The sequence below is a fragment of the Lachnoanaerobaculum umeaense genome, from assembly GCF_003589745.1.
Classification (GTDB): Bacteria; Bacillota; Clostridia; order Lachnospirales; family Lachnospiraceae; genus Lachnoanaerobaculum; species Lachnoanaerobaculum umeaense.
Window position 1 is genome coordinate 128585 of sequence record NZ_CP032364.1, and the last position, 20203, is coordinate 148787.

Below are 20203 nucleotides of genomic sequence, written 5' to 3' on the forward strand. Positions count from 1 at the left end.
AAGAAATTTTTGGATATGTATAAGAGATATTTTCATAAAATGATATCTATGTAGAGTGCATTATAGTTAGGTGTTAAATGTGCACATAAATGATAAAGTATAATAACAGACTTAAAAAAGAGAGGTAATCATAAAGGATAGCTCTCATATTTTGCAGTATTTAAATATTTTATCAAATAATATTAGGAGGAAAAATGAATAATTTAAAAAAGCGTTTATTAGCCGCTCTTTTATCATTTGTGATGGTGTTCTTATCCATGGGTGAGTTCTTCACAGTCTATGCCGGCCCACCGGGCATAGTTAACGATCCGGACATAATTGCAGAAGTAACATATGACAGAAGTGTAGTTAACAGTCGTGGAAACAGTGACTTCTATGTAGGAGAGGAGGTTTCGTTTTATGCAAATATTACGGTTTCGTCGATTACTAGAAGTATACCGGGTGCATATGGAAAGCTCTATTTACCAAAGAAGATTTTTCCAACGGTAAATGCTACCAATATTTCTACCTGGATAAATAGACCAAGTACTAATTATTTGAATATAGATAGCTCATCAGATACTGAGTACCACATAGTTAAGCTGAAGTTTAATAACCTTGGCGGTGGTACCACACAGACAGTGCCTTTTAAGGGCAAGATTGCAGACTTCTCACTTGCAAATAATGAGAGTTATGTAATACCGTATCAGGTATATGATGCAAACGATACTTTGCTTGAGAGTAACAATAATACCTTCACTGCAAAGACATATCCTATCGGATATGGTAGCGAGGATTATAACTACAGAAGAAGCTACCAGTATGTACAGGGTTCTAGTGATTTACAAAGTAATAACTCACTTTCAAATACATTATCTACATATGTAGATTTTTATACCAGAAGAACCAACTGGCCGGCACCGGGTACATATCATGGTACAAGTTTTCCACAAGTAGGTGCCGACAGAAGAAAGACAAGAGTAACGGTACAGCTTCCGGCAAATGAAAACTTCGATACTACAGACAGCAGAAATGCCGGATGGACATATGATCCTGTAAACCATACTATCAGTAAAGAAAAGAATTATCCGAGTAATACATATACCAGTGAAGGTTTCTACATAAGATATAACAATCAGCCTACCGGAACATTAAATGCACCTGTCGAAGTTACATTCCCTATAACCTGGGCTTATGTAAATGATGACGGGTCAATAGATCAGGCATCTTTGGAGAAATCTAAGTCTTTTGCCAGATATGCTTCATTTCCGGCAATACCTCCGACAGACAGAGGTATTACAGCTTATAAAAGTGCAAGTCCATGGTATTTGACATTTGACGACAGAGAGGAATCAACTGTACATAAATATGATATCAGTACTACATGGGGCTGGAATACGGGAACACCTGTAACATATCCGACTTTAGGCCAAAAAAAGGGAAGAATTTTCTCAATACTTGATACTCCGGAAGTCGATATGGAATTTATGGGATATCAAATCAAATATCCGAACTTAACAGGAAAAGTAGTTGATGCATCGGGAACGGAGCAGACTATTCCTGTTTTGGATGCCACTCAAAAGGCTGCTCTTTCAAATAACCAACTTATAGGAACAAAGCCTGACGGTAGTGAGGAAGTGATTGCTACAAATGTATCGATTACAGAGAACTCCACAATGATTGATTTGCCGAATCCTACTCATTACACAAAGATAAATCTTAAGTTTACAAATCCCATAGAGGTACAGGCACCAAACGGTAAAGTAGTGGTTGCAACATATAAATTCCGTTTGGCAGAGAGCTCATACAATAATGTAAAGACTATTTTGGATGCAAAGCCTGATAATGAACAAAGTTATTCGGACACTTATAACAGAGCAAATGTATACGGTGATGACGGAGCAAGTCATCAATGGAATGCTCAAACCAGACAGATGATAAGATGGGCAAAAATTTATGCAAAAGAAAGTGCCCATACCACTCAGAATCAGAACTTGGGAACAAAGTATCTGAACGAAGAATTTGCTATGACTGACGGTATACAGTTCCGTCACAACCTTCCTGAGAGAGGTAGAGATGTAAAGAATCCGAAGTTCTTTTTATTGGCAGATCCGGCTCTTGAGTTTAAGGGTATGACCACCAACTATTTAGGACAGCCTACATTCGGTCCGTATCTGAATAATTACAGAGTGGAATATAACTTTAAGAATACCGGAAAGACTGCTTACATCTGGGATTTCCCGACATTCCACCTTCCGAAGGGATCTAATTATTATACTATAGGCTTTTATCCGAGATTTAAGACTACCAAGAATATGGCAGGCGGTCAGAACTCCATAGATACATATATGTCATGGGACAATAATGAAGAGGCCGCTACCGATAAGGTGCCGGGACTCTATGATGATGTCCTTGACCTGGACAATGACGGAAACACAACAGAGAAGTTCACCAGCAAAAAGGCTACATATCTTTACTCACCGCCGCTTGAGTTGATCCTTACAAAGAGATCAAAGAGAGCGGATTCAGCTGAGACTTTGTATTCAACGCTTACAACACCTGACAGTGAGCAGATAGTAGACTATAAGTTAAACATTTTCAATAACTCTATAACAGGAGTTAGCGGATTTACATTCTTTGATATCCTGCCACATGTGGGTGATAAGGCAATAGCACCGGATCAGCAGGGTAATTATGCTGACAGAGGTTCAACATACAGACTTGGACTTACAGGTCCTCTTGATCCTAATCCGAACTATACATATGAATACAGTACAACCCCTGTTACAGAAGGAAATATAGCTGCCAACTATGCAGGCGCTACATGGACTTCATCGGTTTCAGACTGGTCAGCGGTTACTATGTTCAGACTTAAGATGAAGCCGGGATATACACTGGCAAGCGGATCATCAGATGATATTACATTCAGAGCAAAGATGCCTGATACCACTCCTCTTGATACCACAAACAAAGCGGTAAATACCTTTGCGGGATTTGCCGGAGACAGCTATACAGGTGCATTTGAGGCACTTAGCAATGTTGTAATACCAAAGAAATATAAGATCAGCGGTAAGATCTACTATGATGTTCCACCTGCAGGTGGAAGCGGAAACGGTACATATCTTACAACTGATGGAGACGTACCTGCAGCAGGCAGAACGGTAAGTCTTTATGATGCAAGCGGTAATCCGGTACTTGATGAATCAGGTAATCCGATGACTACCACAGCCAATGCAAACGGAGACTACGCATTTGACAACATTTCAAGAGCAGGAACATACAAAGTAGTGATAACACCGGGAGTAGGAGATACAATAAGTACAAACCGTGTTACATCTACATCACTAATAATAGGAAATGACTTTGCTGACGGAACTCAGGGAAGCAATCCTGTATTTGATACAAGCGTAACACTTACACCAAGTGATGATAAGAAAACAGCAAATGCTGCGCTTGTGGCAAGTAATTCTACATTGAAAGTAAAATATGTAGATATGGCAGGCAATCCGATACCGCTTGATGACGGAAGCGGAAATGTGGCCGATACGGACAGTGTTCACGGCTTTAGAGATCCATATACTGTAACACCGCCTACAACACTTACAGGTGTAGCTAATTATGAGTATGCGGAGCCGGATCTTACAAACGGCAGACCGCTTACAGGAACATTAAATCCGGGACAGAATGTCGTAGTATTAAAGTACAAGAGAAAGACTGCAGGAAATATAACTGTGAACCACTTTGAAGTAGGTGGAAGTACACAGCTTTATACACCTTCAGGAGCGACAGCACCAAGTGCTGAAACTTATGTAGGAACGGAAAAACTGGGACTTAGTGAGAATCTTACAAACAAAGAAGCAGACATCGCCAACTTCGAGTATGTAAGTACAGATGTAACGGGAGCACCTTCAGCGACATCGCCAACAGCTACAGGTAATACAACAGTTACATATCAAACAGCACCTCAGACAGTAACCTACAGATACAAGAGAAAAGATGCTGCAAACATAACAGTAAACCACTATGAAGTGGGAGGAAGTACACAGCTTTATACACCTGCGGGAGCAGCAGCACCAAGTGCAGAGACAATCTCGGGAGCAGGAAAGCTTGGAACTACACAAAATCTTACAAACAAAGCATCAGACATCGCAAACTTTGAATATGTAAGTACAGATGTTACCGGAGCACCAAGTGCAACAACACCGACATCGACAGGTGCAACAACACTTACTCACGGAAACACACCACAAACAGTAACTTATTACTATAAGAGAAAAAATGCGGGAGATGTTATAGTACATCACTATGAGCAGGGAACAACAATACAGCTTGTACCTGATGTAACATTAAACGGAACAAATAAGCTTGGATTGCCATATAATACAACAACACAGACAATTCCAAACTTTACGGTAGTAACAGTGCCGACAAACCAAAACGGTACATACCAACCGGGAACACAGACAGTAACTTATTACTACAAGAGAAATGATGCAGGAAATGTTATAGTAAACTTTGTAGAGCAGGGAACAAACACTCCACTTAAGAGTCCGGAGACAAAGAGCGGAGCAGGAAAGCTTGGTCTAGCTTATACAACAACACCTGATACTTTCGCAAACTATGAGCTTGTAAGTGCAACACCTACAAATCATACAGGAAATTATCCACCGGCAGGAAGTGATATCACAGTAACTTATGTTTACAGAAGAAAGAATGCCGGAAACATTACAGTCAACCATTATGAAGTTGGTGGAAGTACACAGCTTTACAAACCTGCAGGAGCAGCGACAGCAGGACCTGAAAACTTTAACGGAAGCGGAAAGCTTGGATTAAGTGAGAACTTAACAAATAAGGCGGCAGATATTGCCAACTACGAGTATGTAAGCGTAGATGTAAGTGGAGCAAGCGGTGCAAGCACACCAACAGCAACAGGAGATACAAGCGTTACATACCAGACAGGAAATCAGGTAGTGACATACAGATATAAGCGAAAAGATGCGGCAAATATCACAGTACATCACTACATTGACGGAACAACAACAGAACTTTACACACCGGCGGGAGCAGCGTCTCCGGGACCTGAGACGATAAGCGGTAGTGGAAAGTTAGGACTTACAGAGAATCTTACAAACAAGGAAGCAGATATAGCAAACTATGAGTTTGTAGGAGTGGATGTAAGCGGAGCTGCAAGTGCAACAACCCCAAGTGCAACAGGAGCAACAACTCTTACACATGGAAATACAGCACAGACAGTAATCTATAAGTACAGAAGAAAGAATGCTGGAAACATCGTAGTTAACCACTACGAGGTTGGCGGAAGTACACAGCTTTATACACCAGCAGGAGCAGCATCACCAAGTGCACAGACCTTTGACGGAAGCGGAAAGCTTGGACTTGTTGAAAACCTTACAAACAAGGAAGCAGATATAGCTAACTATGAGTATGTAAATGTGGAAGTAAGTGCAGCACCGGGAGCAAGTACCCCGACAGCTACAGGAGCTACAGGAGTTACATACCAGGCAGGAACTCAGACAGTAACCTATAGATACAGAAGAAAGAATGCAGCAAATATAACAGTACATCACGTAGAGGATGGAACAACAACAGAGCTTTACACACCTGCAGGAGCGGCTGCACCAAGTGCGGAGACAATCTCAGGAGCAGGAAAGCTTGGAACAACAGAAAACCTAAATAACAGAGCGGCTGATATAGCAAACTTTGAATATGTAGGAATTGATGTAAGCGGAGCACCAAGTGCAACAAGCCCAAGTAGCACAGGAGCAACAACCCTTACACATGGAAATAATGCACAGACAGTAACTTATAAGTACAGAAGAAAAGATGCAGGAAATGTTATAGTAAATTATGTGGAGCAGGGAAGCAACATCCCACTAAAGAGTCCGGATACATTAAACGGATCCGGAAAGCTAGGTTTGCCATATACGACAACACCACAAAACTTTAACAACTATGAACTTGTAAGTGCAACCCCTGCAAACCATAGTGGAAACTATCCACCGGCAGGAAATGATATAACAGTAACCTATGTTTATAAACGCAAGAACGCAGGAAATATAACAGTAAATCACTTTGAGGTGGGAACAACAAATCAGCTTTATAAACCTTTGGGAGCGGCGGCACCAAGTGCTGAAACCTTCAATGGAACAGGAAAGCTTGGACTAAGTGAAGACCTCACAAATAAAGAAGCAGCTATAGCAAACTATGAATATGTAAGCGTAGATGTAAGTGGAGCAAGCGGTGCAAATACACCAAGTGCAACAGGAGATACTACAGTAACATACATAGCAGGAAATCAGGTAGTAAACTATTACTACAAGAGAAAAGATGCTTCAAATATCACAGTTCATCACATAGAGGATGGAACAAATACAGAGTTATACACACCGGCAGGAGCAGCCGGCCCAAGTCCGGAAGTTATATCAGGAAGTGGAAAGCTTGGAACAAATGAAAACCTTACAAACAAGGAAGCAAATATAGCAAACTTTGAGTATGTAAGTGTAGATGTAAGCGGAGCTCCAAGTGCGACAACCCCAAGTGCAACAGGAGCAACAACCCTTACCCATGGAAACAGTCCACAGACTGTTATCTATAAGTACAGAAGAAAAGACGTTGGAAATGTAATAGTTCACCATTACGAGCAGGGAACAACAACCCCTGTATCACCTGATGAGAACTTAAGCGGAGTAGGAAAGTCAGGACTTACATATACAACAAGCCCTGCAACAGTAGCAAACTACACAGTAGTAAGCACAACCCCTACAAACCACACAGGAACCTATCCAAATAGTGGAACAACAGTAGTAACCTATGAGTATGTAAGAAACGATGGAGGAAATGTAATAGTACATCATTACGAGGATGGAACAACAACTCCACTTGTACCTGATACTACACTAAATGGAAGTGGAAAGCTTGGTCTACCATATACTACTACAGAGCATAACATACCAAACTTTACGCTAGTAGCTCAGCCGGCAAATAAGAATGGAACCTATACAAGCGGTAATCAGGAAGTAACCTATTTTTATAGAAGAAATGATGCCGGAAATGTATTGGTACATCATTACGAAGCCGGAACTACAACATCAGTATCACCGGATGAGAATCTAAGTGGTGCAGGAAAGTCAGGACTTACATATAATACAAGCCCTGCGACAGTAGTAAACTACACAGTAGTAAGCAGTACACCTACAGACCACACAGGAACCTATCCAAATAGTGGAACAACAGTAGTAACCTATGAGTATGTAAGAAACAATGCAGGAAATGTAATAGTACATCACTACGAGGATGGAACAACAACTCCACTGGTACCTGATACTACATTAAATGGAAGTGGAAAACTAGGTCTTCCATATACTACTACAGAGCACAGTATTCCAAACTTTACATTGGTAGCTCAGCCAAGTAATAAGAATGGAACATATACAAGCGGTAATCAGGAAGTAACCTACTTCTATAGAAGAAATGATGCCGGAAATGTATTGGTACATCACTACGAGCAGGGAACTACAACATCAGTATCACCGGATGAGAATCTAAGTGGTGCAGGAAAGTCAGGACTTACATATAATACAAGTCCTGCAACAGTAGCAAACTTTACAGTAGTAAATGCGACACCAACAGATCACACAGGAACCTATCCAAGTAGTGGAACAACAGTGGTAACCTATGAGTATGTAAGAAATGATGCTCAGAGTGTAACTGTAAAATATGTAGAACAGGGAAGTGGAACACCACTGGATACAGATGATGTAATGGGAGGAGCAGGAAAACTGGGACTACCATATACAACAACAGAAAAGAATATCCCTAACTACGAGTTGGTAGCACAACCTGTAAATAAGAACGGTACATATACCAATACACCACAGACAGTAATCTATGAATATAGAAGAATGCCTGCGGGAGATGTAACAAGTATTTATGTAGATGAGGATGGAAATGAGATAGATATACCTGAGACCCAAAGTGGAACAGGAAAGCTTGGCCTTCCATATACAACTACATCAAAGACAATACCAAACTTCACATTAGTGAGCATACCTACAAATGCAAATGGAACATTTATACCTGGTCCACAGACAGTAACCTATGTATATAGAAGAGCAGATGCCGGAGATGTAACGGTATACCACAAATCAGTATATGATAATAGCGATTTAAGTACACCGACAGTACTTGACGGAAGCAGAAAGCTGGGACTTCCATATACAACAAGCCCTGAGACTTACTCAGACTATGAGATAGATACAGTACCGTCTAACGCAACAGGAACATATGTAAGCGGAAGCCAAAGTGTAACCTATCTATATAAGAGAAAGCAGTCAGGTGGAGTAGTAGTAAATTATCTGGACAATCATGGAAACAGGATTGAGACACCTGATACAATAACAGGAAGTGATAATGTAGGCTTGCCATATACAACAACACCAAAGACCATACCAAACTATAGACTGATAACAGTACCGCCAAATGCAAATGGAGTATTTACAGTACCACCAATAACAGTAAATTATATCTATAAGCATGAGGATGCGGGAGATGTTGTAATCGAGCATATAGATGAGAATGGAAATGTACCACTGGAAACCCCTGAGGTACTGGATGGAAGTGAGAAGCTGGGAGAGAGCTATACATCAAGTTCAAAAGTATTTGATAATTACGATCTAATAAGTGTGCCAAGTAATGCAAATGGAGTATTTACAAGTGGAAGCCAGAGTGTGACATATGTATATCGCAGGAAGGATGCCGGAGATGTAATAGCCCATTATGTAGATACAGCAGGACTACCAATAGAGAGTGATGAAATACTTGATGGAAGTAGAAGCCTAGGCCTACCATATGAAACAGCATCAAAGGAGATAGCAGGATATACCTTATTGTTAGTAAGGGGATCAGAGACAGGAGTATTTAGCCCGGGAAGAATAGAAGTAACTTATGTATATAAGAAGAATCCTGGACAAGTAATAATACCACAACCTGTAATACCGGTTACTCCGGTAACACCTGGAACAATAATTCCGGTAACACCTGGAACAATAATTCCGGTAACGCCGGGAAGCATAACTCCTATAAGTCCGGTAACACCGGGAGGAGTGACTCCGGTAACACCGGAAGGAAGTATCCCTTCAAGGATAGCTACCCCAAGCCAGATAAATCGTCCAGGTGATAGATATCAGGATTTGGTAATCAGACCGACTGCAACCCCATCCATAGCAACATCATCAAATGTAAGCAGAGGAGGAAGCACAGGTGCAGGAGGAAGTAGTACGCTAAGAACTGATAAGGTGAATACAGTGACAGAAGGAAAGTCAAAGAGTGACAAGGAATTAATCTTGATAGATAATGCAACACCATCAAGAGAGCCACAAAAGTCAGATTATCAAAAAGAAACAAAGCAAACGACATCAGCAACATCAGCAACAAGAATCGGATTATCGGTTCCAAAGACAGAAGATACAAAAGATATGAGAGGATATATATTTGCTCTTATAACATCACTGACAGCTGTAATGGCACTTGCACTCAAGAAAAAAGAAGATAGATAATTTTTTCGGCTCCCGACTTAGGTTGGGGGCTTTTTTATTAGATAAATTTATAAAGAAATTAGTTTTCAGTGTAATGTAGAATTAAAAAGATATCAATAGAGAATCATACTTATAGGTAATAAAAATGCTGCCATCCTACGATTCAGTAATCGTAAAATGACAGCAAATATATTATTTAGAAATCTTCCCATCCGTCAATAGAAGAACTCATATTGTAACTTGTAACAGTTCCTTCGAAGAAATTAGACTTAACATTACCTTCGCCCTCAGTGTCGGCAAATCTTTCCAAATGTTTATAAGGATTTTTGTTAAAGCCTGAATATAGAGGCTCCAGGCCTAAAGACTTTAATCGTTCATTAGCCAGCCATTTTGTATAACCCTCAGTTGTCTGAGAAGTTATTCCAAGTACACGATTTCCTATTATATGCTCTGTCCAGCTAATTTCCTGCTCAACAGCAGTATTAAACATGGAATAGATCGTTTCTGTAGAGAAAAACTCAGGGTAATCATTCTTTATTTCTTTAACAATACTTCTAAATAAAACAACATGTGAGAGCTCATCTCTGTTTATCAGTCTTATAATATCAGAGGTACCTACCATCTTATTTCTGCTTGCAAGAAGATAGAAGAAGTTAAAACCATTATAGAAATACAGTGACTCAAGCAAGTAGTTTGCTATTATGACCTTAGCAAAGTTCTCATCGGACTCTTCATCTATAAAATCCTGATAGATCTTTGCAATAAAACTGTTTCTTTCAAATAATATCTTATCATCTCTCCATTTGTCATAGATTAGATCTCTACTTTGCTTTGGAAGTATGGATTCAATAATATATTGATAAGATTGAGAGTGAATTGACTCTTGGAAAGTTTGTATAGCTAGCAATAAATTCACCTCAGGTGCTGTGACATGGTCTGAAATATTAGGAATATTATTTGTCTGTATACTGTCAAGGAAGATCAAAAATGAAAGTATTCCGTCATAGGCTTCCCTTTCAGGTAAGGTCAAATTTTCATAGTCATTTTTATCTTTGGTTAAATCCACCTTTTCAGGTATCCAGAAATTTGCCATCATAGTTCTGTAAAGGTGATTGGCCCACTGAAATCTAACATTATTCAAATTAAAAAGGTTTGTTGAATTACCCTTTATAATTTTCCTTGCACTTAATGTATCATCACCTGACGGATTAAATAATTTCTTTCTATCCACTACAGCTTTCGCACTCCTCTTTATCTGAAATAGTATTCGTATTCTTTTGAATTGTTCTTATATAATAAACACTCTTGCAGCCCTCTTCCCAGGCAGTAATTAAAGTGTCATAAATATCTTTTGCTTTAATATTTTTGTTTAAGTCAAAGACCATTTCCATAGACACACCCTGTGTTATCCAAGAACCTATTTTTGCCATTATCTTTACATAGCTGACAGGATTTACATTTTTAAACTCAGGATAGAACCATGCCCTGTCCTTTAAATACTTAACTGTTCTAGGTATTGCCCCTCTTTGATTCTTTTCAATATAAAATCTTGAGAATGTAGGAGTTACAGATGCAGTTGATCCCATCAGTAAAGATGTGGAAGTATTAGGTGCTATTGCTGTAAGCTCACCATTTCTTAGGCCGTTAGCCTCTACCAGGTAAAAAGCCTCATTCCATTCATCTTTAAATTTAGAGTTTGCTCCGTACCATTCTCTTTTCTTGCCGAAGAATATACTCTGATCCCATTTAGAACCCTTAAAGGCCTTGTAAGCTCCTCTTTCCTTTGCAAGCAATGCGGAAGATTTTACAGAATAAAGTGCTATTCTTTCAAATAGCTCATTTATCTCATTTATAGAGTCTTCATAAATCATATATTCTCTTGCCAGATAGTCGGCAAGTCCCATTGCACCAACACCTACTGTTCTATAAAGTAAATTATGTTTATTGGATTCCTTTAAAGGAGTAACTGTCAAATCTATAGTATTATCCAAAGCTCTTATTGCAAGGGCGACATGTTTTTCAATCTCATCAGAGGTAAGTTCAGCCAGATTAAGAGAGATAAGGTTACAAGTGTGAATTTCACCCATATCGCTTTTTCTGATAGCTGTATTGCCATCTACTTCTTCCTCAAAATTCATAGTAGGTTTGAAGTTTGAAAAACTTTCCATACAGAGATTTCCATTACCTATCATACCCATATGAGAGTTGTGATTTACCTCATTTGCTCTGTCTTTAAAGAATATATAAGGCATTCCGGTTTCAAGCTGAGTTTTCATAATACTCTTAAATAGATCTTTGGCATTTAAAATCTTTTTAAGCTTGATATTATCGTCCTTTTCAAGCTTTTCATAGATTGATTCAAACTCATAACCATAAAGCTCACAAAGTTCAACACCGTATTTTCTTCTTATTTCATATGGATCAAGTAAAGTCCAGGATTCATTGTTTTTAACTCTCTTCATAAAGAGGTTGGAACATACTACCTGTGGATAGATATCATAGGCTTTTCCTCTTTGGTCACCATTCTCGGTTTGTAGTTCAAGGAATGATTCAATATCCAAATGCCAAGTATCCAAAGCCACTGTAGCGGCTCCGGCTCTTCTTCCCTGCTGATTTACGGCAACTGCTGTATCATTTATTATTCTGATCCATGGTACAACACCGCCACTTGCATTGTAGTATCCATTTACCATAGAGCCCTTTGCTCTTATTCTTGAGACATTTATTCCTACGCCACCGCCGTTTTTACTGATTCTTGCTATAGAATCGATATTGTAGAATATAGACTCTATATTGTCATCTATTGCTGTAATAAAGCATGATGATAAGTTTCCATTAGGGACTCTAAGGTTTGCAAGCATAGGAGTTGCAAGTGAGAGCTTTCTTAGAGACAATGCATTATAGAACTCTTTTACTATATTTACTCTGGGTTCACCGGGCTTTTCGTTTAAAGCCAACATCATAGATATTGCCATAAATGTTTCTTGCGGCAGTTCATAGGTTTTGCCTTTATGCTTAATTAAATACCTGTTAACAAGCATATTTGCTCCGGCATAGTCATAGACCATATCTCTGTCTATATCTAAGAGTGGAGCAATTTGATCTAATTCTTCTTTGGTATATGTTAACAGTCTTTTATCATACAGCCCCAGTTCGACCATATTATTTATAGTTTTTGAAAAATTACCATAAGAGAATTTTCTGGAATGATAAACTTCACGCTCAGCTTCCATCATAAGAAGTCTACCTGCTACATAAGACCAGTCACTTTCTTCAAAGCTTGTCATAGTGACAGCGGCATTTATTAAAGATGCCTGAATTTTCTGAGTAGTAATATTTTCCTCATAGATTGAATCTATATTACTTTCCAGTTCAATCATATTTACTTCCAGACCGTCACAGGCTCTTAGAAGCTTTTCTCTTATTTTCTCTATATTTAAATCTTCAACTATGTTATTTCTATTTACAACCTTCCTTTTTTCACCGGACATTATATCACCTGTAAGAAGGCTTCCATGGAGTATACATTATCATTGTATTCCACCACAGGTGCACTCATGATTCTTGCCTTACTTGCAACTATCATAAGTGTTTTCATGTCTTCAATATACTCAAACTCAAGGTTTTTATTTTTTAATATGCTTTTTAAAGATACACATTTGCCACAGTTTTCTTTTCCATAAACTTTTATCATTTTTAAACGCTCCTTTAAATTATACATATATATTGTGAATCAATGTATTTTTAGCACAATATATTGTGTTATCAGTCTAATGATTTTATTATATAAAACCAAAAAAGTAAAGTATATATTTTGGTTTTATAAAAATATATTTTTCTTGCCGGTGATTTTACTTCATATGGGTAATAAAAGTGTAAATAAATGACTATAGCAATTATTCCTAAAAGGGTATAAAATGAAAGTTACAAATGATATTAAAAAAATGCGTGTTCAGTATACAATTGATTAACGAATTAAAGATAAAAAATTTTCAGGGGAGAATTTATGGTAAAAAAATCAGTACACTACTTTTTATTACTTGTTTTTTCAATACTGCTATCACTATTGCCATCACCGAGAATAGTCCATGCTACCGGAGGAGGTAGTGCGATAACTACGGATATCAGATATGCTATAACCGGACAGACTACAGCTATGGCAGGGCAGAAGGAGTCTTACTATGTGACAAATACTCTTTCGGGAGCAGTGTCAACATTGTACAATCCTTTTACATATGTGTATCTGGATAAGAGTATATTTTCAAATCCGGCGGCATCTGATATTACTTTGGCATCAGGAGCCACAAGTGTAAATATACTTAATGATCCTAATTACTATATTATAAAGATAAATTACAGTAGACTTGACACCGGATACGCAGCAGTACCGATAAAGCTCACTTTAAAAAATGCATCTGTACAAAACGGAGAGGTTTTCAATGTTCCTGTAAAGCTTTTTGAGTCAGGTAAAAATCCGGCAACAGATACTCCTTTGGCAAGTTCAACAAGTCAGTTTACAGCAAAGACATTTCCGGTAGGAATACTTTACCCAAATGATGCAGCTTCTGCAACTCTTGCTACTATAAATATAAGAGAAGAGTATGTTTCAGATGATGAAACAAATGCTGCTCACAACAGATTGTCTACAAGTTTTGTTACCTCTATGAGCGGAGACGGTTATGCAGGTCCGGCAAATGTAAACAATGGTGCGGTATCACTTGTACCTTCAGGTGTAGGAGCCGGAATGGATAAGAGAAAGGTAGAGTTTAAGATAAAACTGGCAGATAATGCGGTTTGGGATCCATCTTTACCGAATAATGCAAACTGGACATATAACAGTGCAGACCATACTATTACTCAACAAATTGATAAAGGGCTTGCGACCAGAATCAGACCGCCATTTTCTGTTAAATGGAATGGAAATCAGGAGGTTAAGCTAAATGATTGGACTCTGGCAGTTTTCGAACAGACAACCACTTTAGTAAATACGGACGGAACACTTGATAACTCCACAAGAAGATACGGGCAACTTCATTATAGAGCAAGATATGTCAGAAGAATACGTATTAAAAAGACTCTGCTTGGAGAAGGTGGAAGTAATGTTTCAAGAGATAGTGATTTAACATATAACTATCTTGTAAATGTAGATCAGTTTGGCGGTACCAGACCGACATCGGCTACAAGCGTTAAATTTAGAATAATAGAAGATGAGCCACAGATGAGCAGCTTATTGACGGGCTATGGGCTTAGGGTAAGACCTGAAAGACTTAGTGCGGCTGATTTGGCAAAACTCTCACATAATAAATTACAGGCTTCAAATAACAGAAGTAATTGGACAACTCTTGCTACCGATATTGTGCCGATTTCTGCAAATTCTTCTGAAGAATACAGAGAGAATTCAATACCTACAACGTTGCCTACACCTGCATCATACAGGTATTACAGACTAATATTTGATGATGATATTACAATATCACAATTTGATGAAGAAGCGGTTGGCCTTGTTGTGCAGACAAAGCTTACACCGGCCACTCATACAGCATTTATAAATGAATTGAATGCCCATATAAATGATACACATTATAAGGTAGTAAGAAACTTTGGTAGAGTTAGAAACTCAAATGATGAAGAGCTTGGATATTCAAATGCGGATGCCTATATCAGAAATCCGTTTGCAAATATGAGGCTTATAAGTGAGGGAATGTCCATCAATGGAAATTCTGCGACATCTACAATAAGTACAGGAGGAAGATTAACAGTAGTACCGAGATTACAGTATTGGAGTGTACTGTGGGATGCCAGACCTGCAGTAAATCCTAAGCTTGTAGTGGTGGTAGATTCAGATCTTATATTTGATAATGCTGTTTCAACTCACGGAACCCTTACTGCAAATTACTTTGACTTCAACCCAAATCCGACAGTTATACAAAACTATAAGGGAAATGCCGGAAAGACAGCGTATGAGTTTGAACTTACGAACCTTACATTCCCCGGTTCTAAAGTAGCGGGATACGGTAATCAGATAAACGGTGTATTAGACCGTATCAGAGTTTCGTTTAAGGCCGGTGCCGGATTGGATGCAGGACCTCATCAGATAAAGACAATACTCAGCTGGGATAATAACACTACATTTGCTGCAAGTTCAGCTCCGGGTATAATATACTCATCAGATAATGCGGATTTTCTTGACCCATATGATGCAAATAATAACGGAAATACAACAGACAGACTTTCTACATTGACATATAACTACACCTTTGTACCTCCACAGGCAATGGTGCTTGGAAAGAAAGTAAAACTTTCCACAGACAGTGTATACCAAACAAGTATAAAGGCCGATAAGGGAGATATCTTAGATTATCAGGTTAGAGTATGGAATAATACCAATGACCAGGTGGAAAATCTTCATGTAATGGATGTCTTCCCATATGCAAATGATAAATTTATAGTAAAAGACGGCAGCGGAAATTATCTTGACAGAGATTCAAAAATATATCCGAAGGTTATATCGGGAGTGACTGCCAATAACTCTAAGTTTGATATTTACTATTCTACAGACGCTCCAAGTGCTACGATAGAAGGAAATATCGGGGCGACATGGTTACCTGCCGCAAGTATTACAGACTGGTCATCAGTTACCATGTTTAAGGCCGATTTAAAGTCGGGACAGAGTATAACGGCAGGAGAAGAGGTACTCTTTAATTATAAGGTGGAGATGCCTGATACCAAGGATAATCTTGCTACAGATACTGCAAATAACTCTGTATCTTCATGGAGAGGTAACAATGTAGATGGTGCAAATGAGTTTACCGACTCAAAGGTAGGTACTCATAAGTACAATATTGCAACTCATGCCTTCTATGATTTAAATAATAACGGAACTTATGACAGCACTGATTTAAATATTGCAAACAGACCATATATACTTGTAAAGCTTGATGCAACAGGAAATGAGACAGTGGTTGAATCAGGAACAACAGATTCAAACGGAAATATTTCATTTACAAATAAGCTCAGTAATGCAGGAAATTATAAGCTCTATGTGGAGAACTTGACCAGTGACAGTTTTGCCGCTCCAAGTGTAGCAAGTAGTGCCACTGTGATAGGAAATGATTTTACTTCTTTTACTACAAAGGCATCTGTAATTAAGTCCGGTCAGACTCCAATACCTAATACACCATGGTCAACGGTGGATATAAGCCTAACTAGAGATAATCCAAGTGCTATCAAGAACCTTGGACTTAAGACGGATTTTTATAATCTTACGGTAAAACATATCAAGGATGAGGACGGAAGCAATCTTGTTGCTGATGTGGTTACAAGAGAGCCAAGAGATACTGTATATACAACAGCGGCAATCACTACAGATCCAAATTTTGAAGTGGATACTGCAAATCTTCCTGCAAATGCAAATGGAAGTTATACTGCAGACACAACAGTTACATATCATTATTTAAGAAAAAATGCAGGAGATGTTACAGTACATCACTATGAGAGTGGAACTACAAATGAGTTATATGCAGTTTCTGCTACAGCCACACCGGCAGCAGAAGTACTTTCAGGTACAAGGCAGATGGGTAATACTTATCAGACGCATAGAAGAGATATTAGTACTGCAGGAAGTTATGCAATACCACATTTCCATTTGGTAGGGACACCTACAGGACCGGTAAGTGGTACATTTGATGCTACACAAAAAACTGTGACATATCTTTATGAGAGAAATGATGCAGCAGATGTGACTATAAAGTACATAGATATGGATACCGGTGCGAATTTAAACAGACCTGAAAGCCTTGGAAGTACAACAATGACAAGCAATCCTACAGTACTTTCAGGAACAAAGAAGGAAGGCCTTGCATGGAGTAGCAGTGTGCTTCCTGTAGACAATTACGATTTTGTTAGCAGCACCAATCCTACAAATGGAGTGTTTGGTGATGGAACAACTACTGTAACATACTCATATAGAAGAAAGAATGCAGGGAATATTACAGTACATCATTATGAGAGGGGCACTACTACAGAACTCTATGTTCCAACATTGGGTGGAGCTGTCGCTCCTGAGGTTATAGACGGTACAAGAAAGCTTGGACTCACATATCAATCACAGGATAGAGCTGCACAGATACCAAATTATCATTTGCATCAGGCACCAAGTCCTACGCTATTGACTTTTACTACTGCACCTATAGAAATAGCTTATTACTATGAAAGAGATAATGGTTCACCAATCATTATTCATCATATAGAGGACGGTACCAATAATGAGTTATATTCACAAGCTCCGGGAGGAACACCGGCTGCTATAACGATAGATGGAACCAACAAACTTGGGCTTACATATACTACTCAAAGTGTTACTATTCCTCATTTCCACCTTATAAGTCCACCTGCAAATCCTATAGTTACATTTGGTAATACACCTGTTGAAGTGACTTATAAGTACAAGAGAGATGATGCCGGAGATGTGAAGGTACATCATCTTGAATTAGGAACAAATAGTGTACTGGCTCCTGATGAAAACTTACCGGGAACTGAGAAATCAGGACTTACATATAGTACAAGTCCACAGAATATACCATACTATACTATAGTGAATGCTACGCCTACAGGACATAACGGTAATTATCCGGCAGCAGGACTTACTACAGATGTTACATACTATTACCAAAGAGATAATGCCGGTAATGTTATAATACATCACTATGAAGTAGGTACAAGTAATTCACTATTGCCTGATGAAATATTATCCGGAACAGGAAAATCAGGTCTTACCTATATTACAAATTCAGGTACTATTGCAAACTTTACAGTGGTAAATGCAACACCGGCAAATCACACAGGAGTCTATCCTGCAAGTGGAAATACAGTAGTAACTTATTACTACAAGAGAGATGATGCCGGAGATGTTATAGTACATCACTATGAAGCCGGTACAACAAATCAGCTATCAGCAGATGAGACATTGTCAGGAGCTGAGAAATCAGGACTAAATTACAATACTGCTCCGGCTAATATCGTTAACTTTACTGTAGTGAATACAACTCCTGCAAATTATACAGGAACATATACTCCGGGAGTTAATTATACCGTTACATATGAGTATAGAAGAGATGATGCCGGAGATGTAACCACATTGTATACAGATAGAGATGGTAATGAGCTAGACAGTAGAGTGGTACTTTCAGGTGTAAATAAGCTTGGATTGCCATATACAACAAGCCAAAAGAATATATTGAATTATATTCTTATAGCTCCGCCAACAAATGCCAATGGAACATTTAACATAATTCCTCAGATAATAAATTATATTTACAGAAGAGATGATGCCGGAGATGTAACTATATATCATAAGTCGGTACATGATAATAGTGATCTTATGGATCCGGTGGTAATTAGTGGTTCTGAAAGACTTGGACTTCCATATACAAGTAGTGAGGAGAATATAGCAAACTTTGAGATAGACACATTGCCAAGTAATGCAATTGGATTATTCACTCATGGAAGTCAGAGCGTAACGTATTTGTATAGAAGAAAGGGTGCAGGAGATGTTACAGTCAACTATGTGGATGTTCATGGAAACAGCATAGAGAGTACAGATGTAATTTCCGGAGCAAATATGCTGGGATTAAATTATACTACATCACCTAAAGCCATACCTTATTATGACCTTGTACTTAATCCGGCAAATGCAAATGGTGTGTTTACAGATGCTCCTATTACAGTGGAATATATATATAAGCGTCAAGATGCAGGAAATGTTATAATAGAATACTTGGATGAGGATGGTGTACCACTTGTTGAAACTACAATATTGAACGGTAGTGAGCAGATAGGAGTACCTTATACTACAGAGTTAAAAGAGTTTGAATACTATGATTTGATTTCTATGCCAAGTAATGCAAATGGTGTGTTCAATCCGGGAACCCAAAGAGTAACATATATCTATCGTAGAAAAGATGCAGGAGATGTAATTGCCCATTACATAAATCCGGCAGGAATTCAATTAGATGTAGATGAGATTCAAGACGGAAGTAGAAAGCTGGGACTCCCATATACTACTTTTGAAAAGGAGATTAGAGGATATCATTTAGTTAGAGTTGAGGGAGCTGAAAGCGGTGTATTTACAACCGGACAAATAGATGTTAACTATGTATATGTAAAAAATCCGGGTATTATAATCTATCCGGATCCTATAAAGGTAGCTACTCCAAGTCAGATAGCCGACCCACATAATAGGAACAATGATTATATTATCAGACCAAAGGCTACTCCATCTATTGCTACATCGTCTAACAGTAGTAGAGGTGGCTCAGATGGAAATTCATCTATAAGACCGACAAAGACTGTTGTAGAAAAGACAGAAGAAAACAAGGCGGGAATAACAAATCCTGAACCTCAAAAACCTGAAATCATTATTGAAGATCCTAAGAAGGTTACCATAGGAACTGTTTCAAACAGAGATCCGCTTCCGGTACCAAGGACTTCAGATGATATGAATCTTTTTAAATATATGATGTTACTGATATCTTCTTGTGGAGCAATGTTGGTAGTATTTAGGAAGAGATAAAATACGAACGCCTTGGGAAGTATAAATTCCCAAAGCGTTCTTTATTGTATATACACGCTCTGCCAAATGATTTAGTGTAATTAAAACTTTTTTAAAATGACTA

General features: G+C 38.4%; 5 protein-coding genes. 2 read left to right on the forward strand and 3 right to left on the reverse strand.

What is annotated here, in order from left to right:
* Positions 1 to 194: 194 nt before the first annotated feature.
* Entirely contained in the window at positions 195 to 9551 is a 9357-nt protein-coding gene (locus D4A81_RS13610; RefSeq protein ID WP_119808218.1) for a MucBP domain-containing protein, read from the forward strand.
* Positions 9552 to 9726: 175 nt separating this feature from the next.
* Here D4A81_RS13610 and D4A81_RS00475 read toward each other — a convergent pair whose 3' ends face one another.
* The 3 genes from D4A81_RS00475 to D4A81_RS00485 are packed head-to-tail and all read right to left on the reverse strand — an operon-like array spanning position 9727 to position 13224.
* The gene (locus D4A81_RS00475; RefSeq protein ID WP_111524402.1) at positions 9727 to 10761 is read right to left on the reverse strand and encodes a ribonucleotide-diphosphate reductase subunit beta; all 1035 of its coding nucleotides are present in this window, start codon (positions 10759 to 10761) and stop codon (positions 9727 to 9729) included.
* A complete protein-coding gene (locus D4A81_RS00480; RefSeq protein WP_111524403.1) occupies positions 10754 to 13021 on the reverse strand; it encodes a ribonucleoside-diphosphate reductase subunit alpha in 2268 nt (755 codons plus the stop codon). The genes D4A81_RS00475 and D4A81_RS00480 overlap by 8 nt, the downstream gene beginning before the upstream one ends.
* Positions 13021 to 13224 (reverse strand): glutaredoxin domain-containing protein, encoded by a 204-nt coding sequence (locus D4A81_RS00485; protein WP_111524404.1) that lies wholly within the window; start codon positions 13222 to 13224, stop codon positions 13021 to 13023. Before D4A81_RS00485 ends, D4A81_RS00480 begins: the two co-directional genes overlap by 1 nt.
* Before the next feature lie 312 nt (positions 13225 to 13536).
* Here D4A81_RS00485 and D4A81_RS00490 point away from each other — a divergent pair, with 312 nt between their 5' ends.
* Complete coding sequence (locus D4A81_RS00490) at positions 13537 to 20100, forward strand: MucBP domain-containing protein (RefSeq protein WP_111524405.1); 6564 nt, start codon at positions 13537 to 13539, stop codon at positions 20098 to 20100.
* The last annotated feature ends 103 nt before the right edge of the window (positions 20101 to 20203 follow it).

Bases quoted from the DNA above. Each gene is read 5' to 3' on its own strand.
- D4A81_RS00490 (WP_111524405.1), top strand. From the start codon at position 13,537: ATGGTAAAAAAATCAGTACACTACTTTTTATTACTTGTTTTTTCAATA.
- D4A81_RS00485 (WP_111524404.1), bottom strand. From the start codon at position 13,224: ATGATAAAAGTTTATGGAAAAGAAAACTGTGGCAAATGTGTATCTTTA.
- D4A81_RS00480 (WP_111524403.1), bottom strand. From the start codon at position 13,021: ATGTCCGGTGAAAAAAGGAAGGTTGTAAATAGAAATAACATAGTTGAA.
- D4A81_RS13610 (WP_119808218.1), top strand. From the start codon at position 195: ATGAATAATTTAAAAAAGCGTTTATTAGCCGCTCTTTTATCATTTGTG.